Source organism: Pseudacidovorax sp. RU35E (genome assembly GCF_900156165.1).
Classification (GTDB): domain Bacteria; phylum Pseudomonadota; class Gammaproteobacteria; order Burkholderiales; family Burkholderiaceae_C; genus Xenophilus.
On sequence record NZ_FTMY01000004.1, the window covers coordinates 173,207 to 190,157 of the forward strand.

16 protein-coding genes are annotated in these 16,951 nt (G+C 71.3%); 14 read left to right on the forward strand and 2 right to left on the reverse strand.

Annotated features, from left to right (window positions below; genetic code table 11):
• Positions 1–34 precede the first annotated feature (34 nt).
• The 3 genes from BXA03_RS08545 to BXA03_RS08555 are packed head-to-tail and all read left to right on the forward strand — an operon-like array spanning position 35 to position 3,839.
• A complete protein-coding gene (locus tag BXA03_RS08545; RefSeq protein ID WP_076506146.1) occupies positions 35–826 on the forward strand; it encodes an enoyl-CoA hydratase/isomerase family protein in 792 nt (263 codons plus the stop codon).
• Between the two features lie 4 nt (positions 827–830).
• Positions 831–2,930, forward strand: a complete 2,100-nt coding sequence (locus BXA03_RS08550; RefSeq protein WP_076506148.1) for an acetate--CoA ligase family protein — start codon at positions 831–833, stop codon at positions 2,928–2,930.
• A 15-nt stretch (positions 2,931–2,945) separates the two neighbouring features.
• On the forward strand, positions 2,946–3,839 hold the full coding sequence (locus BXA03_RS08555) for an alpha/beta fold hydrolase (RefSeq protein WP_076506150.1): 894 nt from the start codon (positions 2,946–2,948) through the stop codon (positions 3,837–3,839).
• Positions 3,840–3,845: 6 nt separating this feature from the next.
• Here the strand turns inward: BXA03_RS08555 and BXA03_RS08560 are convergent, their stop codons facing one another.
• Positions 3,846–4,508, reverse strand: a complete 663-nt coding sequence (locus BXA03_RS08560; protein ID WP_159444712.1) for a TetR/AcrR family transcriptional regulator — start codon at positions 4,506–4,508, stop codon at positions 3,846–3,848.
• A gap of 123 nt (positions 4,509–4,631) precedes the next feature.
• Between BXA03_RS08560 and BXA03_RS08565 the strand changes: the two genes are divergently transcribed.
• The 11 genes from BXA03_RS08565 (at position 4,632) to BXA03_RS08615 (ending at position 15,604) form a co-directional block, all read left to right on the forward strand.
• The gene (locus tag BXA03_RS08565; protein WP_076506154.1) at positions 4,632–6,386 is read left to right on the forward strand and encodes an FAD-dependent monooxygenase; all 1,755 of its coding nucleotides are present in this window, start codon (positions 4,632–4,634) and stop codon (positions 6,384–6,386) included.
• Positions 6,383–6,955 (forward strand): VOC family protein, encoded by a 573-nt coding sequence (locus tag BXA03_RS08570; protein ID WP_076506157.1) that lies wholly within the window; start codon positions 6,383–6,385, stop codon positions 6,953–6,955. The genes BXA03_RS08565 and BXA03_RS08570 overlap by 4 nt, the downstream gene beginning before the upstream one ends.
• Positions 6,956–6,983: 28 nt before the next feature.
• Positions 6,984–7,988 carry an ABC transporter substrate-binding protein gene (locus BXA03_RS08575; RefSeq protein WP_076506160.1) on the forward strand — a complete coding sequence of 335 codons (1,005 nt, stop codon included), beginning with the start codon at positions 6,984–6,986 and terminating at the stop codon, positions 7,986–7,988.
• Positions 7,989–7,996: 8 nt separating this feature from the next.
• The gene (locus tag BXA03_RS08580) at positions 7,997–8,782 is read left to right on the forward strand and encodes an ABC transporter permease (protein ID WP_076506163.1); all 786 of its coding nucleotides are present in this window, start codon (positions 7,997–7,999) and stop codon (positions 8,780–8,782) included.
• Positions 8,783–8,785: 3 nt separating this feature from the next.
• Positions 8,786–9,616: an ABC transporter ATP-binding protein gene (locus tag BXA03_RS08585; protein ID WP_076506165.1), complete on the forward strand. Its 831-nt coding sequence runs from the start codon at positions 8,786–8,788 to the stop codon at positions 9,614–9,616.
• Positions 9,613–10,359, forward strand: a complete 747-nt coding sequence (locus tag BXA03_RS08590; RefSeq protein ID WP_143476250.1) for an ABC transporter permease — start codon at positions 9,613–9,615, stop codon at positions 10,357–10,359. Before BXA03_RS08585 ends, BXA03_RS08590 begins: the two co-directional genes overlap by 4 nt.
• A gap of 23 nt (positions 10,360–10,382) precedes the next feature.
• Positions 10,383–11,165 (forward strand): fumarylacetoacetate hydrolase family protein, encoded by a 783-nt coding sequence (locus BXA03_RS08595; protein WP_076506169.1) that lies wholly within the window; start codon positions 10,383–10,385, stop codon positions 11,163–11,165.
• Positions 11,162–11,560: a nuclear transport factor 2 family protein gene (locus BXA03_RS08600; protein ID WP_076506171.1), complete on the forward strand. Its 399-nt coding sequence runs from the start codon at positions 11,162–11,164 to the stop codon at positions 11,558–11,560. The genes BXA03_RS08595 and BXA03_RS08600 overlap by 4 nt, the downstream gene beginning before the upstream one ends.
• Positions 11,561–11,580: 20 nt before the next feature.
• Positions 11,581–12,564, forward strand: a complete 984-nt coding sequence (locus BXA03_RS08605; RefSeq protein ID WP_076506174.1) for a Bug family tripartite tricarboxylate transporter substrate binding protein — start codon at positions 11,581–11,583, stop codon at positions 12,562–12,564.
• 116 nt (positions 12,565–12,680) lie between these two features.
• Positions 12,681–13,277: a nitroreductase family protein gene (locus BXA03_RS08610; RefSeq protein ID WP_076506177.1), complete on the forward strand. Its 597-nt coding sequence runs from the start codon at positions 12,681–12,683 to the stop codon at positions 13,275–13,277.
• Positions 13,278–13,366: 89 nt separating this feature from the next.
• A complete protein-coding gene (locus BXA03_RS08615; protein WP_076506180.1) occupies positions 13,367–15,604 on the forward strand; it encodes a gamma-glutamyltransferase family protein in 2,238 nt (745 codons plus the stop codon).
• A 22-nt stretch (positions 15,605–15,626) separates the two neighbouring features.
• On the opposite strand, the gene BXA03_RS08620 is transcribed toward BXA03_RS08615, so the two are convergent.
• The gene (locus BXA03_RS08620; protein ID WP_076506182.1) at positions 15,627–16,937 is read right to left on the reverse strand and encodes an aspartate aminotransferase family protein; all 1,311 of its coding nucleotides are present in this window, start codon (positions 16,935–16,937) and stop codon (positions 15,627–15,629) included.
• Positions 16,938–16,951: the final 14 nt, after the last annotated feature.

The window sequence follows — 16,951 nt, forward strand, 5'->3', positions numbered from 1 at the left end:
CGGAACCCCGCCCCCGCCGCATCGCCAACACGCCATGACCTACGACTTCATCACCCTCTCGGTCGACAACGCCGTCGCCACCCTGACGCTCAACCGGCCCGACAAGCGCAACGCCATGAGCGACGACATGCGCCGCGAGTTCGCGCATGCGCTCGAACACGTCGCTGCCGACAAGGCCATCCGCGCCCTGGTGCTGACCGGCGCCGGCAAGGGCTTCTGCGCCGGCGGCGACATCGCCGGCATGCAGCGGCGCATGAACGCACCCACCGGCGAGGTGGGCTTCAACGGCTGGCACCGCCAGCAGCGTGTGCACCAGGTGCAGGCCCTGCTGCACACCTGCCCCAAGCCGGTGATCGCGGCCGTCAACGGCGCGGCCTCGGGCCTGGGCGCGGACACGGCGCTGGCCTGCGACTTCATCATCGCCAGCGAATGGGCCAGCTTCACCTGGTCGTACATCCACCGCGGGATCATCCCGGACGGCGGCGGCATGTACTTCCTGCCGCGCCGGGTGGGCCTGCCCAAGGCCAAGGAGCTGATCTTCACCGGCCGCCAGGTCAAGGTGGACGAGGCGCTGGCGCTGGGCATCGTCGACCGCAAGACCTCGGCCGAGACGCTGCTGGCCGACGCCCAGGCCTGGGCCGCCGAGCTGTCGGGCGCCTCGTCCACGGCGCTGGCGCTGACCAAGTCCATCCTCGACCAGAGCTTCGAGCTGTCGGCGCACGACGTCTTCGCGCAGGGCAGCCAGGCACAGGGCATCTGCTACACCAGCAGCGAGCACCGCGCCTCGGTCGAAGCCTTCCTGGCCAAGACGGCCGCCAAGGAGTGAGGCCGTGAGCGACGCCATCGCCAGACTCCTGTCGCCGCGCAGCGTGGCCGTGATCGGCGCCTCGGCCGATCCGAAGAAGACCTCGGGCCGGCCCGTGGCCTACCTGCGCAAGCACGGCTATGCCGGGCGCATCCTGCCGGTCAACCCCAAGGTGGCGCAGATCGACGACCTGGTCTGCTACCCCGACATCGCCTCGCTGCCCGAGGTGCCCGAAGTGGCCGTGGTGCTGCTGGGCGCCGAGCGCGCCCACCTGGCCGTGAAGGAACTGGCCGAGCGTGGCTGCGCCGCCGCCATCGTGCTGGCCAGCGGCTACACCGAGACGGGCGAGGAGGGCGCGCGCCGCCAGCAGCAGCTGGTGGAGGCCGCGGGTTCCATGCGCATCCTGGGCCCCAACACCATCGGCCTGGTCAACCTCACCGACGGCATCGTGCTCTCGCCCTCGGGTGCGCTGGAGATGGACCACTTCCCGGTCGGCGGCATCGGCGTCGTGTCGCAGAGCGGCGGCATCCTGGGCTCGCTGCTGTCGCGCGCGGCGGCGCGGGGCATCGGACTGTCGAAGCTCATCGCCACCAGCAACGAAGTGGACCTGGAGCTGGCCGACTTCATCGAGCACCTGGCCGACGACCCGGCCACCCGCGTCATCGCGCTCTATGTGGAAGCGGTGCGCAACCCGGCGCGCTTCCGTGCCGCCTGCCTGAAGGCGGCGCGCGCCGGCAAGCCGGTGGTGGCCTTCAAGATCGGCCGCTCCGAGGCCGGCGCGCAGGCTGCCGTCTCGCACACCGGCGCCATGGCCGGGGCCGATCGCATGTACGACGCGCTCTTCCGCCAGGTGGGCGTGATCCGTGCGCAGCACTTCTCGGACCTGCTGGACATTCCGGCGGCGCTGGCCACCGGCCGACGGCTGCGCGGCCGGCGCGTGGCCGTCCTCACCTCCACCGGGGGCGCGGGCACGCTGGTGTCGGACGACCTGGGCGTGGCCGGCTTCGAGACGCCCGCGCCCGACACCGCCACGGCCCAGGCGCTGCGCGCCCTGCAGACCGGCAGCGAGGCCGTGCTGGACCGCAATCCCATCGACGTGACGCTGGCTGGCCTGCGGCCCGACCTGCTGCGCGGTGCCATCCGCGCGCTGCTGGCCAGCCCGAGCTACGACGCGCTGGTGATCATCGTGGGCAGCTCCAGCCTGGCCATGCCCGAGCTGCTGGCCGGCGCGATCCAGGACTGCCTGCCCGATTTCGACAAGCCGGTGATGGGCTATGTGAGCCCGCATGCGCCGGAGATCGGCGCGCTCCTGACGCACCGTGGCGTGCCGGCCTTTGCGGCGGCCGAAAGCTGCACGGCGGCGCTGGCCGGCATGCTGCGTGTCGCGGGCTTCGAGGCCCCGGCCGAGGAGGCCGCTGCGCTGCCGGCCATCGACACGGGCGAGCTGCCCCACGGCTCGCTGGACGAGGCCGAGGCCAAGGCTGTCTTCGCCCGCTTCGGCGTGCCCTGCGCGGCCGAGCGCGTGGTGCGCAATGCCGCAGAGGCCGAGGCCGCCGCGCGTGAACTGGGCGGGCGCGTGGTGCTCAAGATCCTGTCCTCGCAGATCACGCACAAGAGCGACGTCGGTGGCGTGGCGGTCGGCCTGGACGCGCAGACCATCGGGCCACGCCTGGCGCAGATGGCCGCGGACGTCGAGGCCCGCGCGGGCGTGCTGCCGCAGCGCTTCCTGGTGCAGCAGATGGTCGCGGGCGGCACCGAGCTGATCCTGGGCCTGCACCGCGACGCGCTGGGCACGGCCGTGCTGCTGGGCATGGGCGGCGTCACGGCCGAGCTGTTCCAGGACACGACGCTGCGCCTGCTGCCCGAGCAGCACGGCCGGCTCCTGCCGCTCGGCCGCGCCGACGCGCTGGCCATGGCCCGGTCGCTCAAGACCTGGCCGCTGCTGGACGGCTTCCGCGGTCGGCCCAAGGCCGACGTGGCCGCGCTGGTGGAGGCCATCGTGGCCTTCTCCGCGATGGCTGCGCAGCTGGGCGAGCGCATCGTCGAGGCCGAGATCAACCCGGTCTTCGTGCTGCCCGAGGGCCAGGGCGTGCGCGCGGCGGACGGCGTGCTGGTCCTGGCCTGAAGGCACACTGCGCGGATGACGCCAGACATTGCACCGTTGCCCACAGACTTCGCCTCATGCGCACCGCGCGCCAGTAGGCTCGACGCCCTGGCGCGGCAGCTGGGCACCGGCCCCAGCGGCAGCTGCGTGCGTTGGCGCGGTTGGGGAACCCACCACACGGGGCGTGCCCCGCTCGTGCTGTTGCATGGCGGTCATGGCAACTGGTTGCACTGGGTCCGCAACATCGAGGCGCTGGCCGCGGACCGCCCCGTGTGGGTGCCCGACATGCCGGGCTACGGCGATTCCGACGCGCTCGGCGAAGGCGGCTTCGACACCTTGGTCGAGCGGCTGACGGCCGGCATCGCGCACCTGCCGGGCGCCCAAAGCCAAGGCATCGACCTGGCCGGCTTTTCCTTCGGCGGACTGGTCGCGGCGCATCTGGCCGCGCGGGCGGCCCTGGCAACGGATGAGACGGTCGCGCGCATCCATCACCTGCTGCTGCTCGGCCCCGCCGGCCATGGCGGCGCCCGCCGCCCGCGCGGCGCCCTGCAGGACTGGCATGCCGCCGCCCAGGCGCAGGACCATGCGGCGCTCGCGGCCATCATGCGCCACAACCTGCTCATGCACATGCTGCACGACGAGGCCGCCCTCGACGACGAGGCGCTGGCCATACACACCCGCGCCTGCCAGGCCACCCGCTTTCGCAGCAAACGGCTGTCGCGCGCCGGCGGCCTGCAGTCGCTGCTGGCGGCCCACGCCGGTCCGGTCGCGGCCGTGTGGGGCGCCCATGACGTGACGGCCGACCCGGCCCAGGCCGCGGCGCTCGTCGGCTGCCCGGCGCAAGTCATTCCCGGTGCCGGGCACTGGGTGCAGTACGAGGCCGCAGCGCAGGTCGATGCCTGGCTGCGCGATGCGCTCGCAGGCGACTGAGTTGAACTACCCGGCGGATGCGGACGCGCCGCCAGCGGCCCGGTCCAGGTCCACGGACAGCACGTCGGCCGCCAGATGCTCCAGCTGCTTCATCGTCCAGTCCATCACCTGCCGTTCGCTGAGCGTGCGCTCGGACAGCCAGGCCAGCACCAGCTGGTCGTGAAAGCCGATCCAGGCGCGCAGGCAGACCCGCATCGCGGGCGTGGGCGCCTGCAGCCCCAGGGCCTCGCAGACCCGGTCGATGGCCTCCTGCCGGGAGGCTTCCCAGATCGCGGCCACTTTGGCATGCGTGGCGACGTTGTGCGAGCGGGCGCGGAAGAGGGCGTCGCCCTCGCGCTGCTTGACCGAGCGCAGGTGCGCGCGCAGAAAGGCCGCCACCTGGTCGCGCGCGGTCTTGCCGCGGAATGACGCGAGCTGCACCTCGTTCATGCGCTGCGCCGCCATGCGGCTGACCTCGGCGTAGAGGTCCTCCATCGCGCCGAAGTGATGGAAGAGCAGGCCGTGCGCCACGCCGGCCTCGCGCACGATTTCTGCTGCCGACACGTCTAGGAAACCGCGACTCGCGAAGAGCCGCTCGGCCGCTTCGAGGATGCGCTGCTTGCCCGTGGGTGCCTTCTCGGCGGGGGCCTCCTTCTTGCGGCGTTGGGGCTGGCTGGCGGTATCTGTCATGCATTCCATGATAGGTCTGGGTCGGCGCGGCGGCCTTCGCGGCTTCAGGGAAAACGAGCAATGGCGGCGGCGTTCACCCGATTAAGCTGACTGACAGTCAATCAGTAATCGAGCGAATTCGCCATGTCGAGCATCAAGCTTTCTGCGGACGACCAAGTCCTGCGCCCTGACGTCCTCATCGTGGGCGGAGGGCCTTGCGGGCTGGCGGCCGCCATCGCCCTGGGGCGCTGCGGCGTGCGCACACTGCTGGTCGAGCGCCATGCCTCCACCAGCTTCCATCCCCGGGGCCATGTGGTGAGCGCCCGGACGATGGAGATCCTTCGGACCTGGGGCCTGGACGACGCGGTGCGCGCGCGCGGCATTCCGCAGGACCGAAATCGGGGCGTGGTCTTCGTGCGCTCGGTAGCGGGCGAGACCATCGGCGAGATCGACACCTATGCGGACCGCCAGCGCAATCGCCTGGCGGAAACGCATGGGCCCAGCGCCAAGACCTCGTGTCCGCAGGACGTGCTGGAGCCTGTGCTGCGGCGCGCGGCGGAGTCGCAGACCAGCGTCGATGTGCGCTTCGGCACGCAGGTCCAGGACCTGACGCAGGACGACGACGGCGTGTGCGCGCGGATCGTGGGCGCCGACGGTGTCGCGCGCGCCGTCCGGGCCCGCTATGCGATCGCCGCCGATGGCGCGCGCGGCACCCTGCGCGAGGCATTGGGCATTGCGCTCGATGGCGACGAAGCGCTGGGCCAGCAGATCGGCGTCTATTTCGAGGCCGACCTGTGGCCCTGGGTCGCGAAGCGTCCGCATCTGCTCTGGTGGATCTACAACGCCGAGACCGTGGGCGTGCTGATCGCGCTGGATGGCCGCCATCGCTGGACCTACAACTTCGGCTACGACGCGGCCCGCGACGCACCGGAGCGTTTCACGCCGCAGCGCTGCGCCGCCATCGTGCGCGCGGCCATCGGCGTGCCGGACCTGCCATTGCAGGTGCGCGATGTGCGCGCCTGGCGCATGCAGGCGCGCATCGCCCGGCGGCTGCGCAGCGGCCGCGTGTTCCTGGCCGGCGACGCGGCGCATCCGCTGCCGCCCACTGGCGGTCAGGGCATGAACACGGCCGTGGGCGACGTCCACAACCTGTGCTGGAAGCTGGCGCTCGTGCTGCGCGGCCAGGCCGACGCGTCGATCCTGGATTCCTACGAAGCCGAGCGCCTGCCGGTGATCCGCTTCAACGTCGAACAGAGCGTGCGGAACGCGCGGCGCATGGAGAGCGCCGGGCTGGGCGGGATCATGAAGACCCACGAAGACTTCCGCGAAGAGGACATCGCCCGCATGCGCGAGGCCATCCCCGGCCAGCGCGCGCACTTCGACTACCACGGCCAGACCTTCGGCTATGCCTACCGCTCCGACCTCGTCCTGGGCACCGACGAGACGGTGAGCGCCCCCGAGGTCGACACCTATGTGGCATCGGCCGCGCCGGGCCGGCGCGCACCGCATTGCTGGCTCCGCCGCGCCGAAGGGGGCGCCACCGTCTCGACCGTCGAGTTGTTCAAGGACCGGTGCTTCACGCTGCTGGCCGGCCGCGAGGGGCAGGCCTGGACCGCGGCATTCCTGAAGGCTGCAGTGCCGGCGGGCCTGGTCGCCCATTCCTTCGTGGTCGGGCCGCAGGGCGACCTCATCGACCACGGCGGCGCGTTCCACGACCTCTACGGCATCGGTGCCGAGGGGGCGGTCCTGGTGCGCCCGGACGGCCATGTCGCGTGGCGCAGCGAGGGCGCGGGCGACGACGCAGAGAAGACCATGCGGCAGGCCATCGCCGCGCTCACCGGCCGGCCAGCAGGCGTGCGCACCGAGCCGATCCAACCGCTTCAGAAGGACCCGGCATGAACACCACGACCCCGACCACCACCACTGCCGACGCGCCCGTCGTCCGGCCCCGGCGTCTCGCCCACATCGCCCTGCGCACCAACCGGCTCGACGATCTCGTGGCCTGGTACTGCACGGTGCTGGGGGCCCATGTGGCCCATGCCTCGTCCAAGGTCGCCTTCCTGACCTACGACGACGAGCACCACCGGCTCGCGCTGATCGCGCTGGAGGACTACCAGCCGCGCGACGACGCCTTCCGCGTGGGCCACTACCACACGGCCTTCGCCTATGACTCGCTGGCCGAGCTGCTGGGCACCTACCAGCGCCTGCGCGCGCTGGACATCCTGCCCTACCGCGCGATCAATCACGGACCCACTGTGTCCTTCTACTACGCCGATCCGGAAGGCAACCCGATCGAGCTGCAGGTCGACAGCTTTCCCGATGCGGAGGCCACCAACGCCTGGATGCGCAGCGAGGCCTTTCGCCGAAACCCGATCGGCATCGACTTCGACCCCGACGACATGGTGCGCCGGCTGGCTGCCGGCGTGCCGGAGGCCGAGCTTCTGCGTCGCCCCGATTCGCTCGATTGACACCCCTCAACAGAAGAAGGAGACACGCATGCTCAACCCACTCGCCCGGCGCCTCGCGATCGGTGCCCTCCTGGCCGCGGCATCGCTGGCCGCATCGGCCCAGGGCGCCAAGGCCAGGCTGGTGCTGCCGGCGCTGTCCGTCCTGTTCGCGCCGGTGTACATCGCCGAGGACGCGGGCTACTTCAAGGAAGCCGGCCTCGACGTGGACGTCAGCCAGCTGGCCGGCCCGGCCGCGCTCAATGCCCTCATCGGCGGCAGCGCCGACTTCACCACCATCGCCGGCCTGCTGCAGTTGCGCGCGGCGCAGCGGGGCCAGAAGACGCTGGCCATCGCCGGGCTGCAGGAGAACGCGACGACCGAGGTGGTCCTGTCCGCCGAGGCGGCCCAGCGACTGTCCGCTGCCCGCTCGCCCGTGGAGCGGGCGCGCGCGCTCAAAGGGCTCACGCTGGCCGTGGATGCCGCCAACGGACTGCCCCATGCCTTCCTGCGCTACGTGGCGCGCCAGGCCGGCATCGACGCGGACCGCGACATCCGCCTGGTCTTCATCGCGCCGCCGGGCATGGATGCGGCGCTGCAGAAGAAGGAAGTGGACGGCTTCGTCTTTTCGAGTCCCTTCACGCTCGAAGCCGTACGCCGCGGCGCGCAGCTGTGGATCAGCGGCCCGCGCGGTGACTTCGCGGACCTGAACCCGACGACCTACAACGTGCTGGTCGCGCGCGACGGCCACTGCACCAGCGCAGCGGACACGTGCAGGAAGATGGTCGCCGCGCTGGACCGCAGCCTGGCGCTGATCGGCACCGAGCCGCAGAAGGCCCTGGCCCTGCTCGGCAGGCGTTTCGACAAGATGGATCCCGAGCTGCTGAAGCAGGCCTTCGAAAGCTTCCAGCGCAATACGCCGGCGCGCGCCATGCCCATGGGCAAGGCCTTCGCCCACACGGTGGAGACCATGTTCGGTCCGCAGGACGACAAGGCGGCGCTGTCCGCGCTCGCCCGGACGATCTACACCGATGACTTCGTGGGCGGTGCCCGTTGAGCCAGCCCATGCGTTCCGCCACGCATCGTCCGTGGCTCGACCGGCTGGTGCTGGGCGTGGTGGTGCTGGCGGCGTGGGAGGCGGTGTCCCGCCTGCTGGGCGCCTACTGGATCAGTTCGCCGCTGCTGGTCGTGAGCCGGCTCGGGGCGATGGCCGCGAATGGCGACCTCTGGTTCCACGGTCGCTTCACGCTGGGCGAGGCGCTGGGCGGCTTCCTGCTGGGTGCCGTGCCGGGTTGCGCACTGGCCCTGGCGCTGCGCCGCCATCCATGGACGCGCGAGGCGGTCCTTGCCCTCGCGGGCATCGGCTACGCCATTCCCAAGACGGCGATGGTGCCGCTGTTCATCCTGTGGATGGGCGTGGGGCCAGGGGCCAAGGTGGCACTGGTGGCCACGGCCATCTTCTTCATCGTGTTCTACAGCACCCTGGACGGCGTGCGCGCCGTCGATACCCGCCTGCTGGCGACGGTCCGTGTCTTCGGCGCGAGCGAATGGCAGCTGCTGCGGCATGTGGTGTGGCCGGCCGTGGTGCCCTACCTGTTCGGCGGGCTGCGCGTGGCCGTGCCCTATGCCATCGCCGGGGCCATCGTAGGCGAAATCATTTCGTCGAACCGCGGCATCGGCTACCTGGTGCAGTACGGCGCCTCGGACTTCGACACCACGCTGGTGTTCGTCGCCCTGGTCACCGTGATGGGCATCGTGCTCGGCCTGGGTGCGGTGCTGTCGATGCTCAACCGGCGGTGGCTGCGCTGGCAGGCCCCGCAGGCGCGCGCGCCGCGCCCCATCGGAGCCTGAGGCATGAGACCCGAGACACCCGCGGTGGCCCAGTCCGCCGCACTGCTGCAACTGTCGCAACTCGGCGTCTGCTACGACGGTGGCACGGCCCAGGGGCAGCGCTGGATCCTGCGCGACGTGGACCTGACGGTGCACGAGGGCGAGTTCGTGACCATCATGGGCTCCTCGGGCGCCGGCAAGTCGACGCTGCTGAACGTGGTGGCCCAGACGCTGGCGCCGTCGGCTGGCCGCATCCTGTTCCGGGGGCGCCCGGTGGGTGGCGAGGGCATGCCGGCCCAGCCCGGCAGCAGCCGGCAGATCGGCTATGTGACGCAGGACGACAACCTGCTGCCCTGGCGCTCGGTGTGGGACAACGTGATGTTTCCGCTGGCGCTCGCCGGCAAGCCGTCGGCGGCGGACGTGGAGCGCGTGCAGCATCTGGTGGAGCAGGTGGGCCTGGCGCAGTGGACCGGGCACTACCCGCACCAGCTCTCCGGCGGCATGCGCAAGCGCGCCTCGCTGGCGCGCACCCTGGCCTACAACCCGCCGGTCGTGCTCATGGACGAGCCCTTCGGCGCCCTCGACGCCGAGACCCGCGCGCAGCTGCAGGCGGACCTGCTGGCGCTGTGGGCGGTGGAGCGCAAGACCATCCTCTTCGTCACGCACGACATCAACGAGGCCATCGCGCTGGGCGACCGGGTCGTGCTGCTGTCCGGCTCGCCGGGCCGCGTGGTGCTCGAGCGGCGCATCGACATCGCCCGCCCGCGCGATCCGGAATCGATCTTCAAGGCCCCCGGCTTCGGCGCGCACTACGACGCCATCCGCGGCTGTCTGCGCCACGGGGCCGCGCCATGACCGGGCGCATGCGGCTGGCCGCGCGGGTGCTGGGGCTCGCCGGCTTGGCGCTGGTCTGGGAGCTGGCCAGCCGTTCGCTGGGCGCCTACTGGGTGCCCGGCATCGGGCAGGTGGCGGGCCGCATCGCCCAGGACTGGCAGGCCGGGCGGCTTCTGGCCGCCGTGGCATCGACGTCGGCGCTGCTGGCGGCCGGCACGGTGCTGGGCGCACTGGCGGGCGCCGGCCTGGCCGTGCTGCTGCGCCTGTCGGCGCGTGCCGACGCCATGGCGCAGCCCTTCATCACCGCCCTGATGAGCATCCCGAAGCTCGGGCTGGTGCCGCTGCTCGTGCTGTGGTTCGGCACCGGCTGGCTGCCGAAGGTGCTGCTGGTGGCGCTGACGGTGCTGTTCGTCGTGTTTTCGCTGACCTACGCCGGCCTCTCGGCCGTCGATGGGCGCCTGCTCATGGCCGCGCGCGTGTTCGGCGCGACGCCGGCCCAGCTCACGCGCCACATCGTGGTGCCGAGCGTGCTGCCCTTCATCTTCACCGGCCTGCAGGTGGCCCTGCCCTGGGCCGTGAGTGCCGCGCTGGTCGGCGAGTACCTGGCCGCCAAGACCGGCATCGGGCACGGCATCGAGCAGGCCCGCCAGCTCGGAGACGCCATCGGCGTGTACCAGGGCATCGTGCTGGCCACCGCGCTGGTGCTGGCGGCCAGCGGGCTGCTGCGCGCGCTGCGCCGGCTGGCCCCCGACATTCATCCATAGCGCAGGACAAGGACCATGAAGCCATGAAGATCTACAAGTTCCTCCACGAAGGCCGTGCACGCTTCGGCGTGCTCGAAGACGGGGGCGCCGTGCGCGCCCTGCGCGGCTCGCCGTTCGACGGCGACATGGCCCTCGGCGACGAGCGCTGGCGCCTGGAAGCCCTTCAGCTGCTGGCGCCCACCGTGGAGCGCCCGCGCATCTTCGGCGTCGGCTTCAACTACCGCTCGCACATCCTCGAGACGGGGCGGCCACTGCCGGACATCCCGCCGCTGTTCATGAAGCCGGACACGAGCCTGCTGGCGCCGGGCGGGGCCATCGTCTATCCACGCGGGAGCACCATCGTCCACTACGAGGCCGAACTCGTGGCGGTGATCGGCCGCCGCGCCCGGCATGTGCGGCAGGAGGACGCGCTCGCACATGTGCTGGGCTACACCTGCGGCAACGACGTGAGCGAGCGCACCATCCAGCGGCAGGAAATGGCCATGGGCCTCATGACGCTCGGCAAGGCCTTCGACAGCTTTGCGCCGATCGGTCCGTGCATCGAGACGGCCCTGGATCCGGGCGCCTTGCGACTGCGCGGCAGGCTCAACGGCACCCAGGTGCAGGAGGGCGAGACGGCCGACCTGCTCTTCGGCGTCGATGCGCTGGTGGCCTATCTGAGCCGTGCCATCACCCTGCTGCCCGGCGACCTCATCATGACCGGCACGCCGGCGGGCGTGGGGCCCCTGCGTCCCGGCGACAGGGTCGAGGTCGAGATCGAGGGCATCGGCACCCTTGCCAATGACGTGGTGGAGGAGCGGGCATGACCGTCGCCGATTCGCTTGAAGACCTGCGGGCCCGCGTCCTTGCCGCGGACGAGGCGCGCTATCAGGCGCTGTACGCGCAGGATGGGGCGGCGCTGGAGCGCCTGCTCGCGCAGGACTATCTGCACACCCATGCAAACGGCAAGACCGAGGACCGTGCAGCCTTCCTGGCGACGATCCTCGCGGGCCGCTTCCGCTTCGTGGACGCGGTCCGCACGGCGCAGCAGGTCCGGCTGGCCGGCGGCGCCGTCGTGCTGAGCGGCAAGACCACCACCACCCTCGATGTCGGCGGCGCCCCCAGGGTCATGCGCAATGCCTTCGTGACCGTCTGGGTCGAGGCAGCCGGCGGACCGCTGCAGATGCTGCATTGGCAGGCGACGGCCCTGCCCGACGCCTGACGAGACGTGAAGGAGATCCCATGACCGAGATGACTCGCCGGCGCGTCGCCGTCTTCTTTGCAGCCCTCATGGCCGGCCTGTTGCTGCCGGTCGCGGCGGTGGCGCAGACCGCCTTTCCGGCACGGCAGATCCACCTGGTGCTCCCGGCCGGTGCCGGCACCGGCGTAGACATCGTCGGGCGCATCGGTGCCCAGCGCCTGTCGGACGTGCTGGGCCAGCCGGTTCTGGTGGAGAACGTCGTGGGGGCCAGCGGCGTCATCGGCGTGCAGCGCGTGGCGCGGGCCCGGCCCGATGGCCACACGCTGCTGTTCACCTTCAACCAGACGATGACGATGAATCCGCACGTCGTCGCCAACCTGCCCTACGACCCGCAGAAGGACCTGGTGCCGGTGTCGCGCTTCGCGGCCTCGCCCTTCGTCTGGATGGTCAACACGCAGGTGCCCGTGCGCTCCCTCGCAGAACTCATCGACCATGCCAAGGCGCGGCCGGGCCAGCTCGCCATGGGCGTCACGGGCTATGCGTCGGCCGCCTACCTGGGCGCGCAACTGCTCGCCGTGCAGACCGGCGCCGAGATGCTGGCCGTCAACTACGCCGGCAATTTCAGTGCCGACCTCCTGTCGAACGTGGTGCAGGTGTCCATGAGCCCTGCGGCCCAGGTGCCGTCGCTGCTGGCCAGCGGCAAGGTGCGGGCCCTGGCGCAGACGGGCGCCCAGCGCGCCGCCGCCATGCCTGACCTGCCGACGGTCGGCGAGACCGTGCCCGGCTTCGCGATCGACGCCTGGTATGGCGTGTGGGCACCCGCCGGCACGCCGGCGGACGTGGTGGCCACGCTCAGCGACGCATGGCAGAAGGTGGCCGCGATGCCGGACGTGCGCAGGCAGCTTGCCGCCGTGTCTGCCGTGCCTGTGGGCAGCAGCGCCGACGCCCTGCGGACGGTCGTGGACGATGAGCTCAAGCTCTGGGGTCAGGTCGTCAAGGCGCGACGCATCGCGCCTTCCCAGTAGCGCGGGGCCGCGCGTCGCACCCGAGGCGCGAGCATGTCGGGCCGGTCGTGCGTGCGACCGTGCCCGGCTTCGTGGCACGGCCCTTGCACACACTCCGATCCCCCTGGAGTCTTCGAATGAGCAACCCCCGTCAATCCGCCCATCCCATCGATCCGCTGTTCATCGAGCGCTGGTCGCCCCGTGCCTTCACCGAAGAGGCGATCACCGAGTCCCAGCTGATGAGCCTGCTCGAAGCCGCCCGCTGGGCGCCGTCGGCCTACAACATCCAACCCTGGCGCTTCGTGTTCGCGCGCCGCGGCACCGATGCCTGGACGCCCATCTTCGACAGCCTGGTCGAGTTCAACCGGATGTGGAGCCAGCGCGCCGCCGCGCTGGTGGTGATCGTCTCGGCCCGCGAGGCCCTGTTCCCGGGCAAGACCGAGCCGGTGCCCAACCCCTCGCATGCCTTCGACGCCGGCGCGGCCTGGGCCAGCCTGGCTTTCCAGGCGCAGCTGTCGGGCTGGTCGGCCCATGCCATGGCCGGCTTCGACGCCGACAGACTGCGTACCGCCATCGCCCTGCCCGAGGGCTATGCCATCGACACCGTGGTGGCCGTGGGCCGCAAGGGCGACCCGGCCGTGCTGCCCGAGGGCGTGCGCGCCCGCGAGCTGCCCAGCGACCGCCGGCCGCTCGCCGACTCGGCCTTCGAGGGCCGCTTCGGCGCGCAGGGCTGAGGCCGGGCCGGCGGAGCCCCGGCGCGTTCGTGTGCTTTTTCACGTTTAATGGCCCCCTTCGGGTCATTACGCTCAACGCGCTTCGTGCCATGCACATTCCTTTTTCCCGCCCCCTGACCGCCACGCTGGTCGCCGCTGCCGGCTGGCTCACCGGCTGCGGCGGCGGCTCCAGCCCCACCTTCACGCTCGCCGCACCGGCGCCGCAGCCGCCCTCGGCAGGCACGCCGGCCCCTGCGCCTGCGCCTGCGCCTGGCGGGCAGGTGTCGCCGACCCGCACGGTCGCCTTCGACCCTGCGCGGTGCACCCTGCAGGCGGGCGCGCCCTACGGCCAGACGGCGGGCATCGCCGGCACCAATGTGATGGTCACCTCGGCCGACGTGCAGGCCTCGCTGGCCGGCTGCCGGATCCTCGCCTCCGGCGGCTCCGCCATCGATGCAGCCATTGCGGTACAGGCCATGCTCAACGTGACCGAGCCCTTCGCCTCGGGGCTGGGCGGCGGCACGGTCATCACCTACTACGACGCCGCCACGAAGAAGGTGCGCGCCTTCGATGGCTTCTCGTCCGCGCCGGCCACCACGGGCGGCGTGGCGGACATCTACCGCGCCGTGGCGCAGGACGTGAGCACCACGGGCGGCTTCAACGTCTGCAAAAGCGGGCTCACCGCGGGCGCCAGCATCTCCTCGCAGCAGGGCAACACCAACATCTCGGCCCGTGCCGCCGGGGTGCCCGGCACGCTGGCCGTGCTGGACCTCGTGCACAAGTCCTATGGCCGGCTGGCCTGGAACAGGCTGTGGGACGAGAGCATCGCCACGGCCAGCAACGGCTTCCCGATGACGGCGTACATGTACCAGACGCTGTATTCCGATTCGGGCGAGTTCGACGACGACGGCAACCTGGTGTCGGCCGGCAGCGGCGTGTCCGCCTGGGTCAACTCGGCCGGCACCGCCCGCGGCGCGGCCCGCTGCAAGTACCCGGACATCAATGCCCGCTACTGCCTGCCGTCGGACGCCACGCAGCAGAAGCCGCTGCCGGTGGGCACGCTCATCAGGAACGCCGAGCTGGCCGCCACCCTGACCAAGGTGCGCGATGGCGGCGCCGCCGCCTTCTACGACCCGGCCGGCACCATCGCGCCGGCCATCGTCGACAAGCTCACCGCCAAGCAGTTGCCTTGCGCATCGCTGCTGCCTGCGGCCGGCACGGTGAATGCGCCCAGCACCGCCGGCACCATCGCCCGCATTCCCAGCCTGATGACGGCGGCCGACTTCGCGAGCTATCGGGCCGTGGAGCGCAAGCCGCTGGTGGGCTCGCGCTTCGGCATGACCATCTACACGCAGCCGGCACCCTCCTTCGGCGGTGTGGTCACGCTCTACAACCTGGGCCTGATGGAGCGCAAGGCCATCGCCAGCGTCGGCTTCAACAGCACGCCATGGCTGCACCTGCTCACGGAAGGCAGCCGCCTCGCCAATGCCGACCGGCGCAACATCGTGGGCGATCCGGCGTACTCCAACGTCAATGCCCGCGTGGGTGTGCTGCTGTCGCCCGCCTACCTGGACGGCCGCGCCGCGCTGATCACCGGCACGGCCCTGGCGACGGTGCCCACGGGCGGCACGACCGAGGGCGTGCCGGCCTTCGGTGCCACCGACCCCACGGTCTATGACCCCATGGCCCGCGCGCCCGGCGCCCCGGTGGTGCTGGCCCGCGCGGCGGCGCCGCGCAGGGCCGCACCCGGCCAGCCGGACGCGCGCAGCGAGGACTGGAACACCACCAGCAACGTCGCCGTGATCGACGGCTGGGGCAATGCGCTGTCGATGACCACCACCATCAACACGCACTGGGGCGCGCACATCGAGGCGGCGGGCATGATGATCAACAACGTCATGTCCAACTTCTCGGCCAGCACGCCCGGCCTGGACGTCAACGGCTACGCGGCCTTCAAGCGCCCGCGCAGTTCCATCGCACCGGCCATCGCCTTCGATGCGGATGGCCGACTGCGGCTGGTGTGGGGCTCGGCCGGTGGCGGCCCGATCCCCGACTACATCGTCAAGACCTTCCTGGGCCACATGGTCTACGGCATGGACCTGCAGGCCGCGATCAACGCCGACAACTTCACCGGCCAGAACGGCATCGCCCAACTGGAGGCCGGCAAGCCCATCGCGGCCGAGGTGGCACGGCTGATCAGCGACTACGGCAACACCAGCGGCAACGCGCAGATCACCGGGCTCACCAGCGGGCTGTCGGGGATCGCCGTGGGCTACGACGCCAACGGCTTCCCGGTGTATCGCGGTGCGGCGGACAACCGCCGCAACGGGGGCGCCAGCGGGTATTGAGGGCTGGCCGGGAGGGCCGGGTTCAGGCCAGCAGCGGCCGATAGCGCTGGATGAACCTGTCCACGGCCCCCACGAGCTTCTCGATGGCCTCGTCCGTCACGGGCAAGGACAGCACCATGAAGCCGCGCGGCGAGATGTAGATGCCCTGCGCCAGCAGATGGAAGAAGAACAGCTGGCGCAACCTCGGGTCGGCCGCGGCCAGGTCTTCCGACCGCAGCAGCGGCCCGCGCACGAAGTGGGCATTCATCGCCGACCCCACGCCGGTGAACTGCATCGCGACGTCGCTTGCGGTGCACAGCGCGTTGAGCCGCTGGCGCAGTGCCTCGCCCCGGGCCGACAGATGCGCCGCCGCCTCGGGCGGATACAGGCGCGTCAGGCCCGCATGGCCGGCGGCCATGGTCACCACGTTGTTGTTGAAGGTGCCCGAATGGAGCAGGGGGCCGCCGCGGGGGTCGAACAGGGCCATGATGTCGGCCCGTCCGCCGAAGGCCCCGAAGGACATGCCGCCGCCGATGTACTTGCCGAGCGTGGTGATGTCCGCACGGACGCCCGCCTGCATGAACAGGCCCTGCGGCGCGAGCCGCGACACCATCACCTCGTCGGCGATGAGCAGGGCGCCCGATTCGTTGGTGGCCTCGCGCAATGCGGCCAGGAAGCCGGGCGCGGCGGGAATGCAGCCGCTGGCGCCGAGCATCGGCTCGACGAGCACGGCGGCGATCTCGGCGGCGTGTGCGCGGATCTCGGCGCGCGCGCGCTCGATGTCGTTGTAGGGCAGCACCAGGAAGTCGAAGGGCACGGTCGTCGGCGCCGCGGTCGTGCCGAAGCCCAGCACCCCGCCGTGGTAGCCGCCCGTGAACACCACGATCCGGCGGCGCCCGGTGAAGTGCAGGGCCGCCGTGATGGCCATGAGGTTGGCCTCGGTGCCCGAATTGGTGAAGCGCACCTGTTCGACCTGCGGGAAGCGCTCGCACAGCAGCCGTGCCAGCTTGCCTTCGTAGAGGTTGTGGCCCGTGAGGTTGATGCCGTTGTCCATGGCCGCCAGCACGGCCTCGCGGATCTCGGGCGCAGAGTGGCCGTACACGCCAGCGGTGTATTCGGCGATGAAGTCGCTGTAGGTGTGACCGTCCAGGTCGGTCAGCTCGGCGCCCCGGCCGCTGGCCATGGTGAGCGGGAACGGGGCATAGAAGAGCACCGAGCGGCTGTTGCCGCCGGGCATGTCGCGGGTCTGCTGCTCGAACTGGCGCGCACTGGCGGGGTTGCGTTCGACGAAATCGGTCTTGAGCGCGTCGAGCGCCTGGTCGAGGTTCAGGTGGGTCTTGTCAGAAGGCGTCATCGGAAGTCCTCGCG

Excerpts from the sequence above, each read along its gene's own strand:
- BXA03_RS08545 (WP_076506146.1), top strand. The coding sequence starts at position 35 with ATGACCTACGACTTCATCACCCTCTCGGTCGACAACGCCGTCGCCACC.
- BXA03_RS08555 (WP_076506150.1), top strand. The coding sequence starts at position 2,946 with ATGACGCCAGACATTGCACCGTTGCCCACAGACTTCGCCTCATGCGCA.
- BXA03_RS08560 (WP_159444712.1), bottom strand. The coding sequence starts at position 4,508 with ATGACAGATACCGCCAGCCAGCCCCAACGCCGCAAGAAGGAGGCCCCC.
- BXA03_RS08565 (WP_076506154.1), top strand. The coding sequence starts at position 4,632 with ATGTCGAGCATCAAGCTTTCTGCGGACGACCAAGTCCTGCGCCCTGAC.
- BXA03_RS08570 (WP_076506157.1), top strand. The coding sequence starts at position 6,383 with ATGAACACCACGACCCCGACCACCACCACTGCCGACGCGCCCGTCGTC.
- BXA03_RS08575 (WP_076506160.1), top strand. The coding sequence starts at position 6,984 with ATGCTCAACCCACTCGCCCGGCGCCTCGCGATCGGTGCCCTCCTGGCC.
- BXA03_RS08580 (WP_076506163.1), top strand. The coding sequence starts at position 7,997 with ATGCGTTCCGCCACGCATCGTCCGTGGCTCGACCGGCTGGTGCTGGGC.
- BXA03_RS08585 (WP_076506165.1), top strand. The coding sequence starts at position 8,786 with ATGAGACCCGAGACACCCGCGGTGGCCCAGTCCGCCGCACTGCTGCAA.
- BXA03_RS08590 (WP_143476250.1), top strand. The coding sequence starts at position 9,613 with ATGACCGGGCGCATGCGGCTGGCCGCGCGGGTGCTGGGGCTCGCCGGC.
- BXA03_RS08595 (WP_076506169.1), top strand. The coding sequence starts at position 10,383 with ATGAAGATCTACAAGTTCCTCCACGAAGGCCGTGCACGCTTCGGCGTG.
- BXA03_RS08600 (WP_076506171.1), top strand. The coding sequence starts at position 11,162 with ATGACCGTCGCCGATTCGCTTGAAGACCTGCGGGCCCGCGTCCTTGCC.
- BXA03_RS08605 (WP_076506174.1), top strand. The coding sequence starts at position 11,581 with ATGACCGAGATGACTCGCCGGCGCGTCGCCGTCTTCTTTGCAGCCCTC.
- BXA03_RS08610 (WP_076506177.1), top strand. The coding sequence starts at position 12,681 with ATGAGCAACCCCCGTCAATCCGCCCATCCCATCGATCCGCTGTTCATC.
- BXA03_RS08615 (WP_076506180.1), top strand. The coding sequence starts at position 13,367 with ATGCACATTCCTTTTTCCCGCCCCCTGACCGCCACGCTGGTCGCCGCT.
- BXA03_RS08620 (WP_076506182.1), bottom strand. The coding sequence starts at position 16,937 with ATGACGCCTTCTGACAAGACCCACCTGAACCTCGACCAGGCGCTCGAC.